This is a genomic window from Streptosporangium sp. NPDC049248, assembly GCF_040678965.1.
GTDB lineage: Bacteria > Actinomycetota > Actinomycetes > Streptosporangiales > Streptosporangiaceae > Streptosporangium > Streptosporangium fukuiense.
Genome location: NZ_JBFAQY010000002.1, coordinates 599705 through 615369 on the forward strand (window position 1 = coordinate 599705; position 15665 = coordinate 615369).

17 protein-coding genes and 1 pseudogene are annotated in these 15665 nt (G+C 69.5%); 8 read left to right on the forward strand and 10 right to left on the reverse strand.

Annotated elements, in window-relative coordinates; translation table 11 throughout:
• Window positions 1-3 precede the first annotated feature (3 nt).
• Window positions 4-1380 carry a polysaccharide biosynthesis tyrosine autokinase gene (locus tag AB0K21_RS06470; RefSeq protein WP_364148309.1) on the forward strand — a complete coding sequence of 459 codons (1377 nt, stop codon included), beginning with the start codon at window positions 4-6 and terminating at the stop codon, window positions 1378-1380.
• Here the strand turns inward: AB0K21_RS06470 and AB0K21_RS06475 are convergent.
• The 3 genes from AB0K21_RS06475 to AB0K21_RS06485 all read right to left on the reverse strand — a co-directional run bounded on the left by AB0K21_RS06475 (window position 1358) and on the right by AB0K21_RS06485 (window position 4389).
• Window positions 1358-2077, reverse strand: a complete 720-nt coding sequence (locus AB0K21_RS06475; protein ID WP_364148312.1) for a hypothetical protein — start codon at window positions 2075-2077, stop codon at window positions 1358-1360. The two genes, AB0K21_RS06470 and AB0K21_RS06475, sit on opposite strands and share 23 nt — an antisense overlap.
• Window positions 2078-2216: 139 nt before the next feature.
• Window positions 2217-3947, reverse strand: coding sequence for a DUF4012 domain-containing protein (locus tag AB0K21_RS06480; protein ID WP_364148314.1), 1731 nt, complete (start codon window positions 3945-3947; stop codon window positions 2217-2219).
• 19 nt (window positions 3948-3966) lie between these two features.
• Window positions 3967-4389 carry a hypothetical protein gene (locus AB0K21_RS06485; RefSeq protein WP_364148317.1) on the reverse strand — a complete coding sequence of 141 codons (423 nt, stop codon included), beginning with the start codon at window positions 4387-4389 and terminating at the stop codon, window positions 3967-3969.
• A gap of 278 nt (window positions 4390-4667) precedes the next feature.
• Between AB0K21_RS06485 and AB0K21_RS06490 the strand changes: the two genes are divergently transcribed.
• Window positions 4668-5420 (forward strand): SDR family oxidoreductase, encoded by a 753-nt coding sequence (locus AB0K21_RS06490; RefSeq protein ID WP_343983172.1) that lies wholly within the window; start codon window positions 4668-4670, stop codon window positions 5418-5420.
• A gap of 151 nt (window positions 5421-5571) precedes the next feature.
• Here AB0K21_RS06490 and ugpC read toward each other — a convergent pair whose 3' ends face one another.
• Window positions 5572-6792 carry a sn-glycerol-3-phosphate ABC transporter ATP-binding protein UgpC gene (gene ugpC / locus AB0K21_RS06495; protein WP_343983176.1) on the reverse strand — a complete coding sequence of 407 codons (1221 nt, stop codon included), beginning with the start codon at window positions 6790-6792 and terminating at the stop codon, window positions 5572-5574.
• Window positions 6793-6969: 177 nt separating this feature from the next.
• On the opposite strand from ugpC, the gene AB0K21_RS06500 reads away from it, so the two are divergent.
• Window positions 6970-7968: a LacI family DNA-binding transcriptional regulator gene (locus AB0K21_RS06500; protein WP_343983179.1), complete on the forward strand. Its 999-nt coding sequence runs from the start codon at window positions 6970-6972 to the stop codon at window positions 7966-7968.
• Here the strand turns inward: AB0K21_RS06500 and AB0K21_RS06505 are convergent.
• Window positions 7940-8425 carry a glutathione peroxidase gene (locus AB0K21_RS06505; protein WP_343983182.1) on the reverse strand — a complete coding sequence of 162 codons (486 nt, stop codon included), beginning with the start codon at window positions 8423-8425 and terminating at the stop codon, window positions 7940-7942. The genes AB0K21_RS06500 and AB0K21_RS06505 overlap by 29 nt on opposite strands.
• 313 nt (window positions 8426-8738) lie before the next feature.
• Here AB0K21_RS06505 and AB0K21_RS06510 point away from each other — a divergent pair.
• Both AB0K21_RS06510 and AB0K21_RS06515 read left to right on the forward strand, forming a co-directional pair.
• A pseudogene (locus tag AB0K21_RS06510) lies at window positions 8739-9038 on the forward strand (transglycosylase SLT domain-containing protein); the annotation flags it as partial.
• A 349-nt stretch (window positions 9039-9387) separates the two neighbouring features.
• Window positions 9388-9882 carry a transglycosylase SLT domain-containing protein gene (locus AB0K21_RS06515; RefSeq protein WP_030923427.1) on the forward strand — a complete coding sequence of 165 codons (495 nt, stop codon included), beginning with the start codon at window positions 9388-9390 and terminating at the stop codon, window positions 9880-9882.
• 67 nt (window positions 9883-9949) lie between these two features.
• On the opposite strand, the gene AB0K21_RS06520 is transcribed toward AB0K21_RS06515, so the two are convergent.
• Window positions 9950-10582, reverse strand: coding sequence for a TetR/AcrR family transcriptional regulator C-terminal domain-containing protein (locus AB0K21_RS06520; protein WP_343983189.1), 633 nt, complete (start codon window positions 10580-10582; stop codon window positions 9950-9952).
• 93 nt (window positions 10583-10675) lie between these two features.
• On the opposite strand from AB0K21_RS06520, the gene AB0K21_RS06525 reads away from it, so the two are divergent.
• Window positions 10676-11797 (forward strand): ferritin-like domain-containing protein, encoded by a 1122-nt coding sequence (locus AB0K21_RS06525; protein WP_343983192.1) that lies wholly within the window; start codon window positions 10676-10678, stop codon window positions 11795-11797.
• A gap of 78 nt (window positions 11798-11875) precedes the next feature.
• Here the strand turns inward: AB0K21_RS06525 and AB0K21_RS06530 are convergent, their stop codons facing one another.
• The 3 genes from AB0K21_RS06530 to AB0K21_RS06540 form a co-directional block, all read right to left on the reverse strand.
• The gene (locus tag AB0K21_RS06530; protein WP_343983195.1) at window positions 11876-12208 is read right to left on the reverse strand and encodes a DUF202 domain-containing protein; all 333 of its coding nucleotides are present in this window, start codon (window positions 12206-12208) and stop codon (window positions 11876-11878) included.
• The gene (locus AB0K21_RS06535) at window positions 12205-12546 is read right to left on the reverse strand and encodes a DUF202 domain-containing protein (RefSeq protein ID WP_343983198.1); all 342 of its coding nucleotides are present in this window, start codon (window positions 12544-12546) and stop codon (window positions 12205-12207) included. Before AB0K21_RS06535 ends, AB0K21_RS06530 begins: the two co-directional genes overlap by 4 nt.
• 69 nt (window positions 12547-12615) lie before the next feature.
• On the reverse strand, window positions 12616-13017 hold the full coding sequence (locus AB0K21_RS06540) for a hypothetical protein (protein ID WP_343983201.1): 402 nt from the start codon (window positions 13015-13017) through the stop codon (window positions 12616-12618).
• A 130-nt stretch (window positions 13018-13147) separates the two neighbouring features.
• Between AB0K21_RS06540 and AB0K21_RS06545 the strand changes: the two genes are divergently transcribed.
• Together AB0K21_RS06545 and AB0K21_RS06550 are read left to right on the forward strand one after the other, a co-directional pair.
• Window positions 13148-13405, forward strand: coding sequence for a UBP-type zinc finger domain-containing protein (locus AB0K21_RS06545; protein WP_343983203.1), 258 nt, complete (start codon window positions 13148-13150; stop codon window positions 13403-13405).
• Window positions 13406-13520: 115 nt separating this feature from the next.
• Entirely contained in the window at window positions 13521-13952 is a 432-nt protein-coding gene (locus tag AB0K21_RS06550; RefSeq protein WP_364148326.1) for a hypothetical protein, read from the forward strand.
• 6 nt (window positions 13953-13958) lie between these two features.
• Here AB0K21_RS06550 and AB0K21_RS06555 read toward each other — a convergent pair whose 3' ends face one another.
• Window positions 13959-15542, reverse strand: coding sequence for a Na+/H+ antiporter (locus tag AB0K21_RS06555; protein WP_343983209.1), 1584 nt, complete (start codon window positions 15540-15542; stop codon window positions 13959-13961).
• Window positions 15543-15665: the final 123 nt, after the last annotated feature.

Below are 15665 nucleotides of genomic sequence, written 5' to 3' on the forward strand. Positions count from 1 at the left end.
CCCGTGGATCTGCTCTACTACGTACGACTGGCGCGCAGGAACTGGCTGTTCCTCCTCCTCTCGATGATCCTGGCGGTAGGCGCGGCGCTCGCCATCACGGCGAACACGCCGCCGAAATACGTCGCGACGATCTCCATGCTGGTGTCGGGTTATGACAAGGAGGGCAGTCTCTCCACCGCCTATCAGGCGGGCATGTTGTCGGCCCAGCGGGTGCACTCCTACGCCAGCCTGCTGTCCAGCCGCCGGGTGGTCGGCCAGATCGTCAAGGGCGAGGACATCGGGCGCCTCCAGCAGAACATCACCGCCGAGGCCGTCCCGGGCACCGTGTTCCTGCGTGCCACGGTCACCGACGCCGACCCCGCGCGAGCCTCCCAGCTGGCCAACGCCCTGGGGGACCGGTTCGCCGAGTTGATCGACCAGATCGAGCGGCCCACTCCGCGCAGCCGCCCCACCGTCAAGATCACGATAGTGGACCAGGCGGATGTCCCGGAGGAACCCGTCAGTCCCAGACCACTGGCCAACCTGGCGGTCGCGGTGCTGACCGCGCTGCTGGCCACCATGACCGCGATCATCCTCCGAGACCGGCTGGACACGACCATCAAGACCTCCCAGGCACTGCAGGAGGCGTCGGGCAACTCGACCCTCGGGGTCATCGGCTACGAGCGGGACGCGCGGCACTACCCCCTGATCCTGCGCGACCGCGGCCGGTCCACCAGATCCGAGGCGTTTCGCGCGCTCCGCACCAATCTGCAGTTCATCGGCGTCGACCGGCAGCCGAAGTCACTCGTGGTCACCAGCTGCCTGCCGGGCGAGGGGAAGTCCTCGACCTCCGCCAACCTCGCGATCACGCTGGCCCAGGCCGGCTGGCGGGTCGTCCTGGTGGACGGCGACCTGCGCCGTCCCAGCATTCCTCGCTATCTCGGCATCGAGGGGGCGATCGGCCTGACGGACGTGCTGATCGACAGGGCACGCCTGGACGAGGTCATCCAGGTCTGGGGCGAGGCCGGTCTGTCCGTCCTGCCGAGCGGCCAGATCCCGCCCAACCCGAGCGAGCTGCTCGGCTCGGGCGGGATGCGTGAGGTACTCGCCCAGCTCACCGCGGCGTACGACATGGTGATCATCGACGCGCCGCCGCTACTGCCCATCACCGACGCGGCGGCGATCGCCGCACTCTGCGACGGCGCGTTGCTCGTCGCCCGGTACGGCAAGACCCGCCGGGAACACATGGCCCGCGCCTCGGAACTGCTGTCGTCGATCAACGTCCGCGTGGTGGGAACCGTCCTGAACTTCGTCCCCTCGGGTAACGACGCCTACCACGGCTACGGGTACGAGTACCAGGCGGAGGTCAAGAAGCCGGTCAAGAAGCCGGTGGGTGTGTGAGCAACCGGAGTGGGACGGCGAGCGATCTCGCGATGCGCCGTCCCACCATCCGATAGACCAGCCGGGATCGCCGGTACGGGTCGGCGATGTCCAGCCGGTCGACCCGGACCAGCCCGCGCATCGCCCGTGTCTCGTCGACCAGTGCGCGGGCCCGTCGTACGGGATCCCGGTGCCGGACGATCTCCTCGGGCGGCACGGCCCGCACCAGCGTGCCGAACTCGGCGATGGTGAAGGTCCGGGTGGCCGCCGCGAGGTGCATGGCCACCGATTCCGCGCGGTGCCCGTGGGTGGCCGTCAGCACGAGGTCCGCGGCGGCCACCAGCTCGGGGCTGAGCGAGCGGGAGCCGAAGCCGGCCGGATCGCCGCCGAGCCGTACCAGGACCCGCCGGGCATGCTCGGTCATCTCCCGCCCCGGTTCGGCGTGGGTGCCCGCGCTGATCACCTGGACCGCCGGGCACGGCCCGAGGGCGGAGCGGGTCAGCCGCTCGGCCATCGGGGAACGGCAGACGTTGCCGGTGCACACGAAGAGGATGCGGAAGCGGGCACCGTCCCGCGGCGCCCGCGCATCCCCCGTCTCCCGCCAGCAGCGCTGCCCGCAGTCCTCGTGCCCGGCCGGGACGCCCTCGCCCGGTGCTCCGGCGCCCGCCGCGGTCACGGGGTGCTGTGCGATCCCATCGGTCCCCGGTGAAGCCCTCATGGCGCGAGGGTAGATCGTTCGCGTCACGCCATCGCCGGTGGCACGCGCCTCTTTGCTCTTTTCTGCCGATACGGCGCCGACACCCCGCGAGGACAGGCACCGGGCGGGTCCACCCTTCGTCCCGCCGGGGAGTTCGGCGTCAGAAGGCGCAACCTCGCGGGTCCTGGGTGACATGAGTCCGCTGGGGACGGACCAGCGGCTGCACCGGCACCACCGGCGGATCGTCGGAGGCGAGTTCGGTGAAGTCGAACTCCAGCCTCCTGGACTGTCCCGGGGCGAACTCCAGGAGAGCCGAGTAGACGGGGTGGGAGCGTTCGGCCTCCCTGATGACCGCCACCCGCTCGCCATCGAGGCGCGCCGCGGTCATCCTCGCGTCGAGTCCGCCGTACAGCGACACCCACAGCAGATTGGAACCGGGAGTGTGGCCGCTTTGCGGGGCGTCGAGCCTGCCGGTGACGTAGGAGGGCAGCGTCCGTCTCGGGACGTCGTTGGTGAGCCGGATCCGCACCGTCGAGGAGCGCAGCCCGCCCTGGCAGGGGCCCAGCTCGTAGCCAAGGGAGCGCTCCAGGTAGTAGTCGAGCTTGCCTCCGGCGGAGTTGTTGACCACCAGTCCCGCGAACGGGCCCGGGCGCGACGGCAACACGCCGCCGACCGGGGTACCCGACAGCCGCCGTTGCTCGGCCTGGTGGCGGCTCCAGATCTGGAGCCGCCGCTCGCTCACCATGTCGGACAGCACGGGCAGCAGCCTTGTGGGGGCGACGAGGGACTTGGGCAGCGCCTCGCTGACGGCACCGGCGACCTCGATGAGGAACCGCTTGCGTGCCGCGGGGTCGGGGTAGCGGGCGTAGGCCTCCCGCTCGGTGAGGTCGACGACGTTCTCGGCGGTGACCTCGCTCCCGCCGGGGAGAGGGACCGGCCCGATGACCTTCAGCAGGTGGGCGAGACCCACCGGGTCGGTGGCGATGGCACCGTCCAGCCGTTCGCCGGACTGCCGCTCCCACAGCCCCGTCCAGGTGGCCGCGGCGTACGGGAAGTGCGGGGAGAGGTTGGAAATGGAGAGCATCCTGGTCGCGCTCGCTCCGTAGCGCCCGAGGAAGTCCTGGCCGTGGTCGGCGACGGGCACCGGGCTCGTGGCCAGGCCGGTGTTGGCGGAGAGACGCTCGACGGAGACCCGGCCACGGTCGGCCCTCAGGATGCCGAAGGCCCCGACCAGTCCCCCGGTGCCTCGCGCCTCGGCGTTGGTCTGGAACGCCAGGAAGTAACGGCGGGGGCCGTCGCGGCCGAGCATCGGGGGCAACAGGGCGGCCGCGTCCGCCGCGCCGCGGAGCAGGCCACGCAGTCGGCCGATCTCGTTCAGTGCCGTGTCACGCGCCTCGTCCAGCCGGTCCAGGCCGGTGTGGTCCGAAGTGGCCGCCAGGTGAGTGAGCACCCGCCCGAGACGGGTGACGCCGTCGTCCAGGACCGGCGCCGCGGCGTCGAGCGCGACCAGCTGATGCCGCAGGTCGCCCGGGGAGCGCGTCCCGATCGTCAGGAGAGGGTCGGCCGCCTCCCGCACGCCGGTGAGCACATCGGTCAGCTCGGCGGTGGCCCCGGCGAGACCGCGCACGGTCGTCGCGGCGTTCCCCGCGATCGGGGTGTGCGTGATCACCCACCACTCCGGGCCTCCGGTGAGCCGCCGGGCCTCGACCGCGTGCCGCCGGGCCGCCGCCAGTGCCTCGGTCACCGTGCGCGGATCGCCCGTGCCCACCACCGCGCGCAACTGGACCAGCGCGCCCCTGGCGGCCTCCAGGTGATCGCGCACGCGCATGCCGAGGTGGACCGACCAGCCTCCCGCCAGCCCCAGGGCTGCGGGGACCAGCAGGCCCACCACGACTGTCAGGCGTCGCCTCCTATTCGGCACTGGCGGATCGACGGCGCCGTACCGAGATCAGCGTGCCGGTCGCCCCCGCGGCCAGCAGGCCGCCGCCGAGCGCGGCCATCGCCCCCATGGGCGCCCCCGTGAACGGCAGTTGCTTCCCCGCCACCGCGCTCGGCCCACAGCTTCTCCCGCCTCTCCCGCAGCCGCCACCACCGCAGTTCCTTCCGCAGTTACGGCAGTGCTCCCTGCAGTTACGGTGATGCCTCCTGCGGTTTTCCAGGCGGATGTTGTTCGCCTGCTTCTGGTCCTGATGGATCGTGTTGACCTGTTCCGCGGGACGCGGTGGGTACGGCACCGGCTGGACCGCCGGCGCGGACAGGCCGGTCGCGGTGGTCGAGGTCGCGGCGGAGGCCGCCGTTGATATTCCGAAGGCCAGTACGGCCCCGACGGTCATCGTCAAGACGGTGGGTACCAAACACTTTCCAGCCATTTCAAGCTCCCCGATGGCGGCATTTCAAGCTGTGGAAACGACACCCGGAGTGCGGGCGACATGTCCCTGGAACCCGTTATATGCAACCTCGTCGGAAACGGACTCGCCGCCTCGTGACACTTACCGAAAGATCGCCAACTGTTCTCCGCCCTTTGACGATCACTGGTCGACACGGCCACCGACCGGGAGTCTCCGGGCCTTCGCCTGTCCTTCCCGCACCGTGTCGTCCCTAGACTGCGGGTATGCCAACCGCATTGATCACCGGGGCGACGGCCGGCATCGGCGCCGCCTTCGCCCGACGTCTGGCCGCCGACGGATTCTCACTCGTCCTGGTCGCCCGCGACGAGAAACGCCTCACCTCGGTCGCCGAGGAACTGCGCCTGCGCTACGGGGTGAGCAGCGAGGTGCTCGCCGCCGACCTGGTGACCGACGAGGGGCTGGAGGCGGTGGAGCGACGGCTCCGCGAGGGGGTCGACCTGCTGGTCAACAACGCGGGCTTCGGCCTTCAGGGCCGTTTTCTCGACATCCCCGTGGAGGAGGAGGTGCGGATGCTCAAGCTGCACTGCGAGGCGGTGCTGCGGCTGACGCTGGCCGCGCTGCCGGGCATGAGGGAGCGCGACCGGGGTGCGGTGATCAACGTGGCGTCGGTGGCGGCGTTCTTGCCCGGGGGCTCCTACAGCGCCTCCAAGGCGTGGGTGGTCAACTTCAGCGAGTCCACGGCCATGGAGATGGCCGGTAGCCGCGTGCGGGTGATGGCCCTGTGCCCGGGTTTCGTGCACACCGAGTTCCACGAGCGCGCCTCGATAGACAAGTCGGGCATCCCCGGCTTCCTGTGGCTGTCGGCGGACAACGTCGTCCGCGAGGCCATGCGCGATCTGGCCCGCGGTGTGCTGGTGAGCGTCCCCGACCTTCGCTACAAGGCCGTCGTCGGGGTCAGCAGGTTGCTTCCGGCCAACGTGATCGCCCTGGTCTCCCGCCGCCTCGGCCGCCGCTGACCTGACGCCACTGACATGACAACACCGGCCGACGTCGCCGGCCTGACGTCGCCGACAGAAAGGGCCCGCGCCACGGGAGGGGGTCGTGGCGCGGGCCCTTTCCGGCCTGCGGGGGTGGTCGACGACGGCCCCTGAGGTCCGCCGGGCCGGATCAGACGCGAACGTTGGCCTCGTGGCCGATCGCCAGGCCCGAGACCGGGTCGAAGAAGTGCAGGTTGTGGGTGTCGACGACCAGCTCGACGTTCTGACCTGGGCGGACGTGGCTGCGGGAGTTGACCCGGGCGGTCCACAGCGACTTGTCGCCCACCAGCGGCAGCGTCGCCTCCTCGTCACCGTCGGCGTCGGCGGCGGCCACGGTGTCCTGGTGCTGGACGGGCGGGGCGTCGATCAGGAAGAGCACGTTGATCTCGGAGCCCAGCTCCTCGGTGACCTCGGCGCGGACCTGCAGGCGGGTCCAGCCGCCCGAGGCGCCGTTGGCGGCGACCGAGTCCTCGAAGTCGGAGGGGCGGATGCCCAGGATGATCTTCTTGCCGAAGTACTGGTCGAGGCCGCGCTTCTCGGTGAAGGTCTCGTTCGGCACCGGCAGCCTGAAGCCCGCGAAGGCGACGGCCGCGCCACCGTCGCCGCGCACCAGCTCGGCGTTGACGAAGTTCATCGACGGGGAGCCCATGAAGCCGGCGACGAACAGGTTGACCGGCTTGTCGAAGAGGTTCTGCGGGGTGTCGACCTGCTGGAGCAGGCCGTCGCGGAGCACGCAGACGCGGTCGCCGAGGGTCATGGCCTCGACCTGGTCGTGGGTGACGTAGACGGTCGTCACGCCCAGGCGCTCGTGCAGGGTGTTGAGGGAGGCCCGCATGGAGACGCGGAGCTTGGCGTCCAGGTTGGAGAGCGGCTCGTCCATGAGGAAGGCCTGCGGCTCACGCACGATGGCGCGGCCCATGGCGACACGCTGGCGCTGGCCACCGGAGAGGGCGGCGGGCTTGCGCTTGAGGTACTGGTCGAGGCCGAGCATCTTGGCGGCCTCGTTGACGCGCTTGGCGATCTCCGCCTTGGGCATCTTGCGGAGCTTCAGACCGAAGGCGAGGTTCTCCTCGACGGTCATGTGCGGGTAGAGCGCGTAGTTCTGGAAGACCATGGCGATGTCGCGGTCCTTCGGCGGCAGGTGGTTGACCACCCGGTCGCCGATGGCGATCTCGCCGCCGCTGATGTCCTCAAGCCCGGCGATCATGCGCAGGGCGGTGGACTTGCCGCAGCCGGACGGCCCGACCAGCACCATGAACTCCCCGTCCTTGATCTCAAGGTCGAGGCCGTTCACGGCTTTGACGCCGCCCGCGTAGATCTTGTCGACTTTGCTGAGAACGATGGATGCCATGGAAGTCCTTAGCGCCTCGGGCCAACCCCGTGTTCACCCGATATTGGATACGTTTTCATGCATCTCACCGGAAACGGACATCCCTGTCAAGAGGATGGCCGGTCCTGGCCTGTCAGCAAGGCGGTCGTTATCGCTTCGCGCTGGATCGAACACGGAAAGCATGATGGAATCGTTTCCATGAACAGGCATCGCACAACGATCAAGGATGTCGCCGAGGCGGCCGGGGTGGGGGTCGCCACGGTGTCCCGGGTTCTGTCCGGCGGATCGGCGAGTCCCGAGACCAGGGAACGGGTGCTGAACGTCGCGGCCCAGCTCGACTACCGGCCCAGCGCGCTCGGTCGCAACCTGCGCCAGCGACGCTCGGGCGGGATCGGGCTGCTGCTGCCCGACATCACCGACACCTTCTACGGCCGCCTGGCCGACGGCGTGCTCACCTGCGCGCGCTCGGCTGGAGAGCCGGTGATCCTGGGCGCCACCGGCGACGATCCCGAGCGTGAGGCCGAGTTGATCGGCACGCTGCTCGAACAGGGCGTGGACCGGGTGGTCGCGGTCCCCTCAGGTGACGGCGACGGCTGGGCGCCGACCCTGCGGGCCGGGCTGACCACCGTGTTCGCGCACCGGCTCTCGCCCGGGCACTCCGACATCCCCGCGGTGCTGGCCGACGACCGCGCGGGAATCAGGACCGCGGTCGACTACCTGACGGGGCTGGGTCACCGTCGCATCGCCTACCTGGGCGGTCCCGGCCAGGAACAGCGCCTGTCCTTCTTCCGGCAGGCGCTCGGCCCTCTTGTCGACGAGGAACTGGTCGTGGTCGCCCGCGGCAGCCGCGACTCCGCCTACGCCGCCGCGGCCGGACTCTTCCAGCACCGGCCCGACCTGACCGCCGTACTGGCGGGAGGGAACCTGCTGGGCGAGGCGGCGGTGCTGGCGGCCAGGGAGCTGGACCTGCGCATCCCCAGGGACCTGTCTCTGATCATGTTCGACGACGTGCCCTGGGCGGAGCTGTGCTCACCGCCACTGACGGTGATCGCCCAGCCCGCCCAGGACATCGGCTACCGCGCCGCCGAACTGGTGCTGCGCGGCGGCACCAGGCGGCCGCGCGGGGTGCTGCTGCCCACCGAGCTGATCGTCAGGGGCAGTTGCGCGGCTAGAGGGACCTCTCGATCGCCTCGATGACCGCGGGATCGTCGGGCGTGACGCGCGGCCGGAACCTGGCGAGCACCTCCCCGTCCTTCGAGACGAGGAACTTCTCGAAGTTCCACTCGACGTCGCCGGCCTTGCCCTCGCCGTCGGCGGTCTGGGTGAGCAGGTCGTAGAGCGGGTGCCGGCCCTCGCCGTTGACCTCGCTCTTGGCAAGAAGCGGGAAGTCGACGCCGTAGGTGGTGGAGCAGAACTCCTGGATCTCCTCGGCGCTGCCCGGCTCCTGTCCGTAGAACTGGTTACAGGGCACCCCCACGACCGTGAAACCCCGGTCGCCGTAGGTCCGCTGGAGGTCGACGAGAGCCGCGTACTGGGGGGTCAGGCCGCATTTGGAGGCGACGTTGACGACGAGGACCGCCCGATCTCCGGCCAGCTCGGCCAGGGTGGTGGGCGCGTCGGAAAGAGTGTGGATGGCGATATCACGGATTCCCATGCTCCGCACCCTAATCCCCCTGTCACATTTGAGAGTTATGTCGTCCATAAAGTGAAATGTGACAGAGGCCACAGGTGAGACGGCGCCCCCCTCACCAAGACTTTGATCATTCTCTTACCGATCTTTGACATGGCTCCTGACAGGCGCTGTCGACTGGCCCGGCGGCGAATCGCCGGGCATCGTGGCGGCCGTCCCCACCCCCAAGGCACAAGGGAGTCCCATGTCGACGCTACGCCGTACCGGTGTGCTGGTGATCGCCTCGGCGCTCACCCTCGGCACCACCACCACGGTCGCCCAGGCGTCCTCGGCGAGAACGGGCAACCAGGCCGTCGCCAGGCCGATGGTGGCCGCGCACGGCTGGAGCAGGGCCCAGTTCGACTGCCTCAGCAGGCTCTGGACCAGGGAGAGCAACTGGAACCACCGCGCCCGCAACCGCTACTCGGGCGCGTACGGTATCCCGCAGGCGCTGCCCGCGGGCAAGATGGCCAGCGCCGGCCGCGACTGGCGCACCAACCCCAGGACACAGATCAGATGGGGACTCGGATACATCAAGCAGCGCTACGGATCGCCGTGCCGGGCGTGGGCGCACTTCGGCTCGCGGGGCTGGTACTGATCCAATGATCCCGGAGCGGTGATCTGAAACCCCATGACGGGGTGATTTTCACACCGTCTCCACGCATGGGCGATTCGCCGGTCGTAACCGGACCCTCGCCGAATCTCCCGTAGATCAAGAAGATCGGGCAAACACCTTCCCTTCGCGTGTCCCATCCCCCTGTCCGACACTCTCTCGCGTACTAGAAAGCCGCCTAGAGAGACCGCCGCGGCGTCTCATGCCGGAAACCGGCCGGCGAGACCGCGCGGACGTTCCCCGCCCGAGCCACGGGCGCCGGATCTACGGCCGCACGAGAGCACCCAGGTGCCCTCCTGCGACTTCCGCACGCGGCCCAAGGACAAGGATCCATGTGAACAGCTACCGCGTTCTGCGCAACACAGTCGTGACCGTTCTCGCCGCCTCGGCGATGGTCGGGTCCTCGACTTCGGGACAGGCCGACAGCACGGCCGAGTCGTCCAGGAAAGGGACGGCGAGAACCGTCCATCGCCTCACCTGGGTCACCCAGGTGAAGCCAAGGGTGAAGGCGGTCGCGAGGACCGCCAAGAGCAGGAACAAGACGATCGCCTATCGTCTCGTCTCCCGCCGCGCGTGGCCGCACAGCCAGTTCCGCTGCCTGGACAGTCTCTGGACCAGGGAGAGCAACTGGAACCACCGCGCCTACAACCACTCCTCGGGTGCGTACGGAATCCCGCAGGCACTGCCCGGCTCGAAGATGGGCGGCAGCGGCGGGGACTGGCGGTACAACCCGATCACGCAGATCCACTGGGGTCTGAGCTACATCAAGAGCCGCTACGGGTCACCGTGCGGCGCGTGGGGTCACTTCCGGTCGAGCAACTGGTACTGACCCGCATGGAGAGTGTCCAGGGGAAGGGAAGGCTCTCCCGGCGCCCGGGGCCGCGAGGTTCCGGGCGTCACCTCTTGAGCTGCAGGGCCATCGCCTGAATGAGCAGTTCGAGGCCGAACGCGAACTCCGCCTCGTGGTCGCACTCGTGGAGTGCCGGAGCCAGCTCGCCGACCTGCGGGAACAGCAGCGGGTCGACCTCACCGACGCGGATGTCGGATCGGTGCACCGGGGCGAACGTCGGGGTCACCCCGACCTCCCTCAGCAGCGAGCCCACGATGTAGGCGATGAACACCCGCAGGGCGCGCACCGCCTCGTCGCCCCCGAAGCCAGCGCCGCGCAGCGTGGCCAGCGCCCGCTCCACCGGGAGCAGCCCGGCGGTGGAACGGAGCTGGCGGCTGACCACCACCATCGTGCACCGCGGGTAGTGGTGCGCGATCTGCCGGAAGGCGAGCGCCTGCATGCGCACCCGATCGGTCCATTCGGCGTCCGGGTCGTCGGTGAACTCGATCTGCGACAGCACGGTCTCGGCCACCGCGTCCAGCAGCGCCTCCTTGTTCGGCACATGGTTGTAGAGCGACATCACGCCCACGCCCAGTTCGGCGGCGATCGCGCGCATGGACACCGCGTCGGCGCCCTCCCGCTCGATCAGGTCGATCGCCGTGGTGACGATGCGCGCTCGGGACAGTGGCTCGGCAGGCATATGACCATTGTCCCCTCATTGATTCCATTGACGTACGTACAGTGTACGTGGCACGCTCGTTGCGTACGTACGGTGTACGTCTCTGGAGGCCGCATGTCGACACACGATCTCTACACCATTCCCACCGAGCTTTCCACGTGGGACGTCGAGGCGGCCGGAGCCGCCCGCTTCACCTGGGAGTACGACAACGGTAGGGACCACATGCTCGCCCTCTACCAGAAGGGCAAGGACAAGCAGTGGGACTCGGTCAAACGCATCGACTGGGACCTGGAGGTCGACCCGTACAACGTGCTCGGCATCCCCGACGAGACCATCGCGATCCACGGCACCCCGCTCTGGGAGCGGATGGACGAAAAGCAGCGCAAGGAGGTGCGCCTGCACGGCGCCTCCTGGCAGTTCTCCCAGTTCCTGCACGGGGAACAGGGCGCGATGATCTGCTCGGCCAGGATCGTGGAGTCGGTCCCCGACCTCGACTCCAAGTTCTACGCCGCCACCCAGACCATGGACGAGGCCCGCCACGCCGAGACCTACGCCCGCTTCCTCCAGGAGAAGGTCGGGCTGGCCTACCCCATCAACCCGCACCTGAAGTCGCTGCTCGACAGCACGCTGAGCGACTCCCGCTGGGACATGCCCTACCTCGGCATGCAGGTGCTCATCGAGGGCCTCGCCCTGGCCGCCTTCGGCGTGATGCGCGACATCACCACCAAGCCGCTGCCCAAGCAGATCCTCGCCTACGTCATGCAGGACGAGGCCAGGCACGTGGCCTTCGGCCGGATGGCACTGCGCGACTACTACCGTCAGCTCAGCGAGTCGGAGCTGCGCGAGCGCGAGGACTTCGTCATCGAGGGCTGCTACCTGATGCGCGACCGGCTGCGCGGCCAGGAGACCTGGGAGAACCTGGGGCTGAACAAGGCCGAGGTCGCTGATGCCATGGAATCCGTTGACAAGTCCCAATATCTCCAGCTATTCCGCTCGTTGCTCTTCAGTCGCATCGTTCCCTGCGTCAAGGACATCGGGCTGTGGAGCCCTCGCCTGCAACAGGCCTACGCCGACATGGGCGTGCTGGACATGGCGGGCCAGAGCCTGGAGGCGCTGATGCGGCAGGACGAGGACATCGCCGAGAGGCTCGACACCGAGCGCTTCGCCGCCGAGGAGGCCGAGCGCCACGCGGAGGTCGCCGAGACCGTCGCCCTCGGCGGCGAACCCCGCCCCTGACCGGACCTGATCCGGCCCGGCATCGGACCCGCCCTCGACACCGGATGGATCGTCGGAGCGTGGCACGCCGCGTGTTCCCTACTTTCCGAACCCCGCCAGCACGAAGGCGGCGGCTCCGGCCACGGTGGCGAGGGTACCGAGCCAGGCGATGAGGGCGTCGGCCCGGTTGTCGAGGGGACGGCTCTGGTGGAGTGCCTCCTGGACCCGGCGGAAGCGGATGCCCGTGTGGGTCAGCAGCAGGCCGGCGCAGAGCAGGGCCGGAACGAAGGGGACGATCGCCGTCAGGGGTGTGCCGGCGCGCAGGGCGATGCCCGCGCCGGCCAGGGCGGTGACGGCCAGCAGGGCGCTGGTACGTATCCAGGCGAGCTGGGTCCGCTCGCTCTGCAGCCCCTCGTCCCAGGGCCCGTTCATCGGGACAGCAGGATGAGGATCAGGGCGAGCACGGCGACCGCCGCCACCCCGTACCCGAACAGTGGTGCGAGGGCGGGCGGCGGCAGCGGGGCGGAACTGCGCAGGGCGTGCTGGACGCGGCGCCAGCGGGGGTAGGCCATCGCGGCCGCCAGAGCCGACAACGACACCAGGACCACCGCGAGCAGGGTCCGCATCCACGGGACGAAGACATCGGCGGAGACCGCGGCCATGGCCACACCGCCCGCGCTCAGCGCGAGCGATGTGCTCAGCCAGGTCAGGTAGGTGCGTTCGTTGGCGAGGGTGAACCGGGGGTCCGGTTCACGGTCCGGAGGCTTCATGAGAACGACGCTATTTCAGCCACATTCCCCATAGAGAACCCGGGTTGGCGGAGCCCCCGCAGGTGAGGGCTACCCGCAGGCGTTGGTCAGTTGCTCGACCCACCGCACCGAGTCGGTCGCCACCTTCTGCGCGGTGTCGATGGCGCTGTTGGCATCGGGGACGTTGAAGCCCTCCAGGGTGTTGGAGACGCTGTCGGCCGCCTCCTTCAGCGAGGTGTTGGCCGCCTTGTCGGCCAGGTCGCCCAGCTTGGCGCCCCCGTCCTTCAGCGCCTGTTCCATCGCGGCGGGGTCGTTGAGCAGACCGGAGACCTTCGAGACGGTCTCGGTGACGATGCCCGCGGCCTGCACGCACTGCTGTGCCTTGTCGATGCCCTGGCTCACCTCCTGGATCTCGGAGCAGCCGGTGGTGATCAGGACGGCGGCGAGCGCTGAGGCGGCGAGGGCGGGGATTCGTCGCGGAAGGGGTCGCATGCCCAGACCCTACCCAACGAGCCGGTGCGGCAGGTGCCCGTCGGCCGGCTCGTTACCCGGACCGCGAGGCGGTGGGGGCCGGACCACGGCCCCGGCGTACGATCACCAGTGTTCGAACGAAGGGAAGACCATGCCGATCTGCCAACATCTCGCGCAGGCCCAGGACCCGGCGCCGCGCACACCGCAGGGGTGCGAGGAGTGCCTCGCGACCGGAGATCGCTGGGTTCACCTGCGCAAGTGCCTGTCCTGCGGGCACGTCGGCTGCTGCGACTCCTCTCCCAACAAGCACGCCACCGCCCACGCGACGGTGATCGGCCATCCGGTCATCGCCTCGTTCGAACCGGGCGAGGACTGGCGGTGGTGCTACGTGGACAAAATCATCGGCTGACCGGCGGCGGCCGGGTTCCTCCGCCCCGCGGGGATGTTGTCAGCCACAAGTCTCTTCCAAGCGCGAGGGCCTATCTCTTGATCTGTAAAGATGCTCAAGAGTTTGGAACCACTCCATGCGTACCGGTCTTCGTGTCCTGCTCGGTCTGACCGCCGCCGCGGTGCTCGCTCTCGGCGGCCCGGCTCCAGCCCCGGCCCTGGCCGCCACCGCCGCCCCCACGGTCTGGAAGTGGGGCCCCCTCTACTCCACCGACGGACTCGCCGTGGCCTGGGGCAAGGTCGCCGTCGGTCAGTCGGGCCTCGTCGTGTACGGCACGGTGGAGGACAGCCGCGGCTCGGGCTGCTCATGGGCCCAGGTACGTTACCTGAGCGCTCAGAGCGGACGGTGGCACACGGCGTCCTACTACAACTGCGTCACCGGCCCGGGGACGTTCCGCAAGAACGTCGGCGGAGTCCTGCAGATCAAGGTGAGGACCTGCCGGGGCACCTCCGCACGGCCGACCGGGCGGTGCTCGCGGTGGAAGACCGCCTACACCCAGGGCGGCTGACCGAGGCTAGTCGCGCTCCAGAATGGCCTCCTCGAAGTCGATCTCGTGGAGAACCCGGCGGAGCACCTCGTCGTCGATGCGCCGCTCGTCGCGGAGGCGTACGAAAACCTCGCGCTCGACCACCAGCATCTCACGGCGGAGCCGCCGGTAGACCGTGCTGGGCGTCTCCTCCCCCTGTGGTCCCGTACCGCTGCCCAGTCGCTCCCAGGCGGTGAGGGTACGGCGCTCGGCACGTGCCCTGAGCTGGTCGACGACCTCCCGATAGACCTCGTCGACGCCCTCGCCCACCAGCTCGTCCAGCCGGGCCAGCGAGGCGGAGGTGGCCGCCTGCTGGGCGGCCGCCTCGGCCAGGTTGTCGGTGTAGATCTCCCGCTCGTTGGAGACCTTCAACCTGCGGATCAGCGCCGGGAACGTCAGGCCCTGGACCAGGAGGGTGCCGATCACCACCGAGAAGGTGAGAAAGAGCAGCAGGTCGCGGCCTCGCAGGGTCTGCGGGATGGCGAAGGCCGCGGCGAGGGAGACCACTCCGCGCATGCCCGCCCAGCTCACGACGGCCACCTGCTTCCAGGTCGGCGCGTGGGGCTCGCTCTCGCGGATCTTCGCGGACAGGATCCGGGGCAGGTAGATGCCGGGCACGAGCCAGACCACCCTGGTGACCACCACGGCGGCGAAGACGACCAGTGCCATCCCGGCGAGCTTCCACGGGTCGGCCCACTCCAGCCCTCTCATGATCGGCCAGAACTGCAGACCGATCAGCGCGAAGACGATCGTCTCCAGGAAGAACCCGAGAACCCGCCAGACCGCCTCGGACAGCAGCCGGGTACCGAAGCCCGCCCTGGGCAGGCGATGGCCGATGTAGAGCCCGACGATCACCACGACGATCACACCGGAGACGTGCACGCTCTCAGCCGCCAGGTAGACGGCGAACGGGGCGAGCAGCATGACGGTGTTCTCGATGAGCGGGTCACGCAGCCGGATCAGCACCCGGGCCAGGATCCAGGCGAGCCCAAGGCCCATCAGCACCCCGCCCACCGCGGACCGGGCGAAGTCGACGGTGACCTCCAGCCAGGTGATGCCCCCTCCCAGCGCGGCCGCGACCGCCACCCGGTAGGCGGTGAGCGCGGTGGCGTCGTTGAACAGGCTCTCCCCCACCAGGATGGTGACCGTCTTGCGGGGCAACCCGAGCCTGCGGGCCACGGCGACGGCGGCGACCGCGTCAGGTGGGGCCACGATCGCGCCCAGCGCGAACGCGGCGGCCGATGGCAGCTCGGGCAGGAGCAGGTGGGTGATCCACCCGACGACCAGCGTGGTGAACAGCACCAGGCCGATCGAGAGCAGCCCGATCGGCCTGCGGAAGTCCTTGAGCCTCAGGTAGGAGCTGTCGACCGCCGCCGAGTAGAGCAGCGGGGGCAGGAAGACCAGCAGGACCAGGTCGGGGTCGAGCTCGTACTCGGGGAAGATCGGCGACAGCACCAGGCCCGCGAGCACCAGCAGCAGCGGCGTCGGCCACCCCCTGCGCCTGGCGACCGCGGCCACCGCGATGCCGAGGACCGACACGGCCAGTGTCTGCACCACGGTCGACTGGTCCACGCCACCCCGCCCGATAGGGATCGATCGGCTTCCGTGCCTCCGCGCGCCTCGTGAACCGGCCGGGACGGCGGACACCGTCACACAGCGCCGGACCTCACATTCGGCGGACAGAACGACGCTACT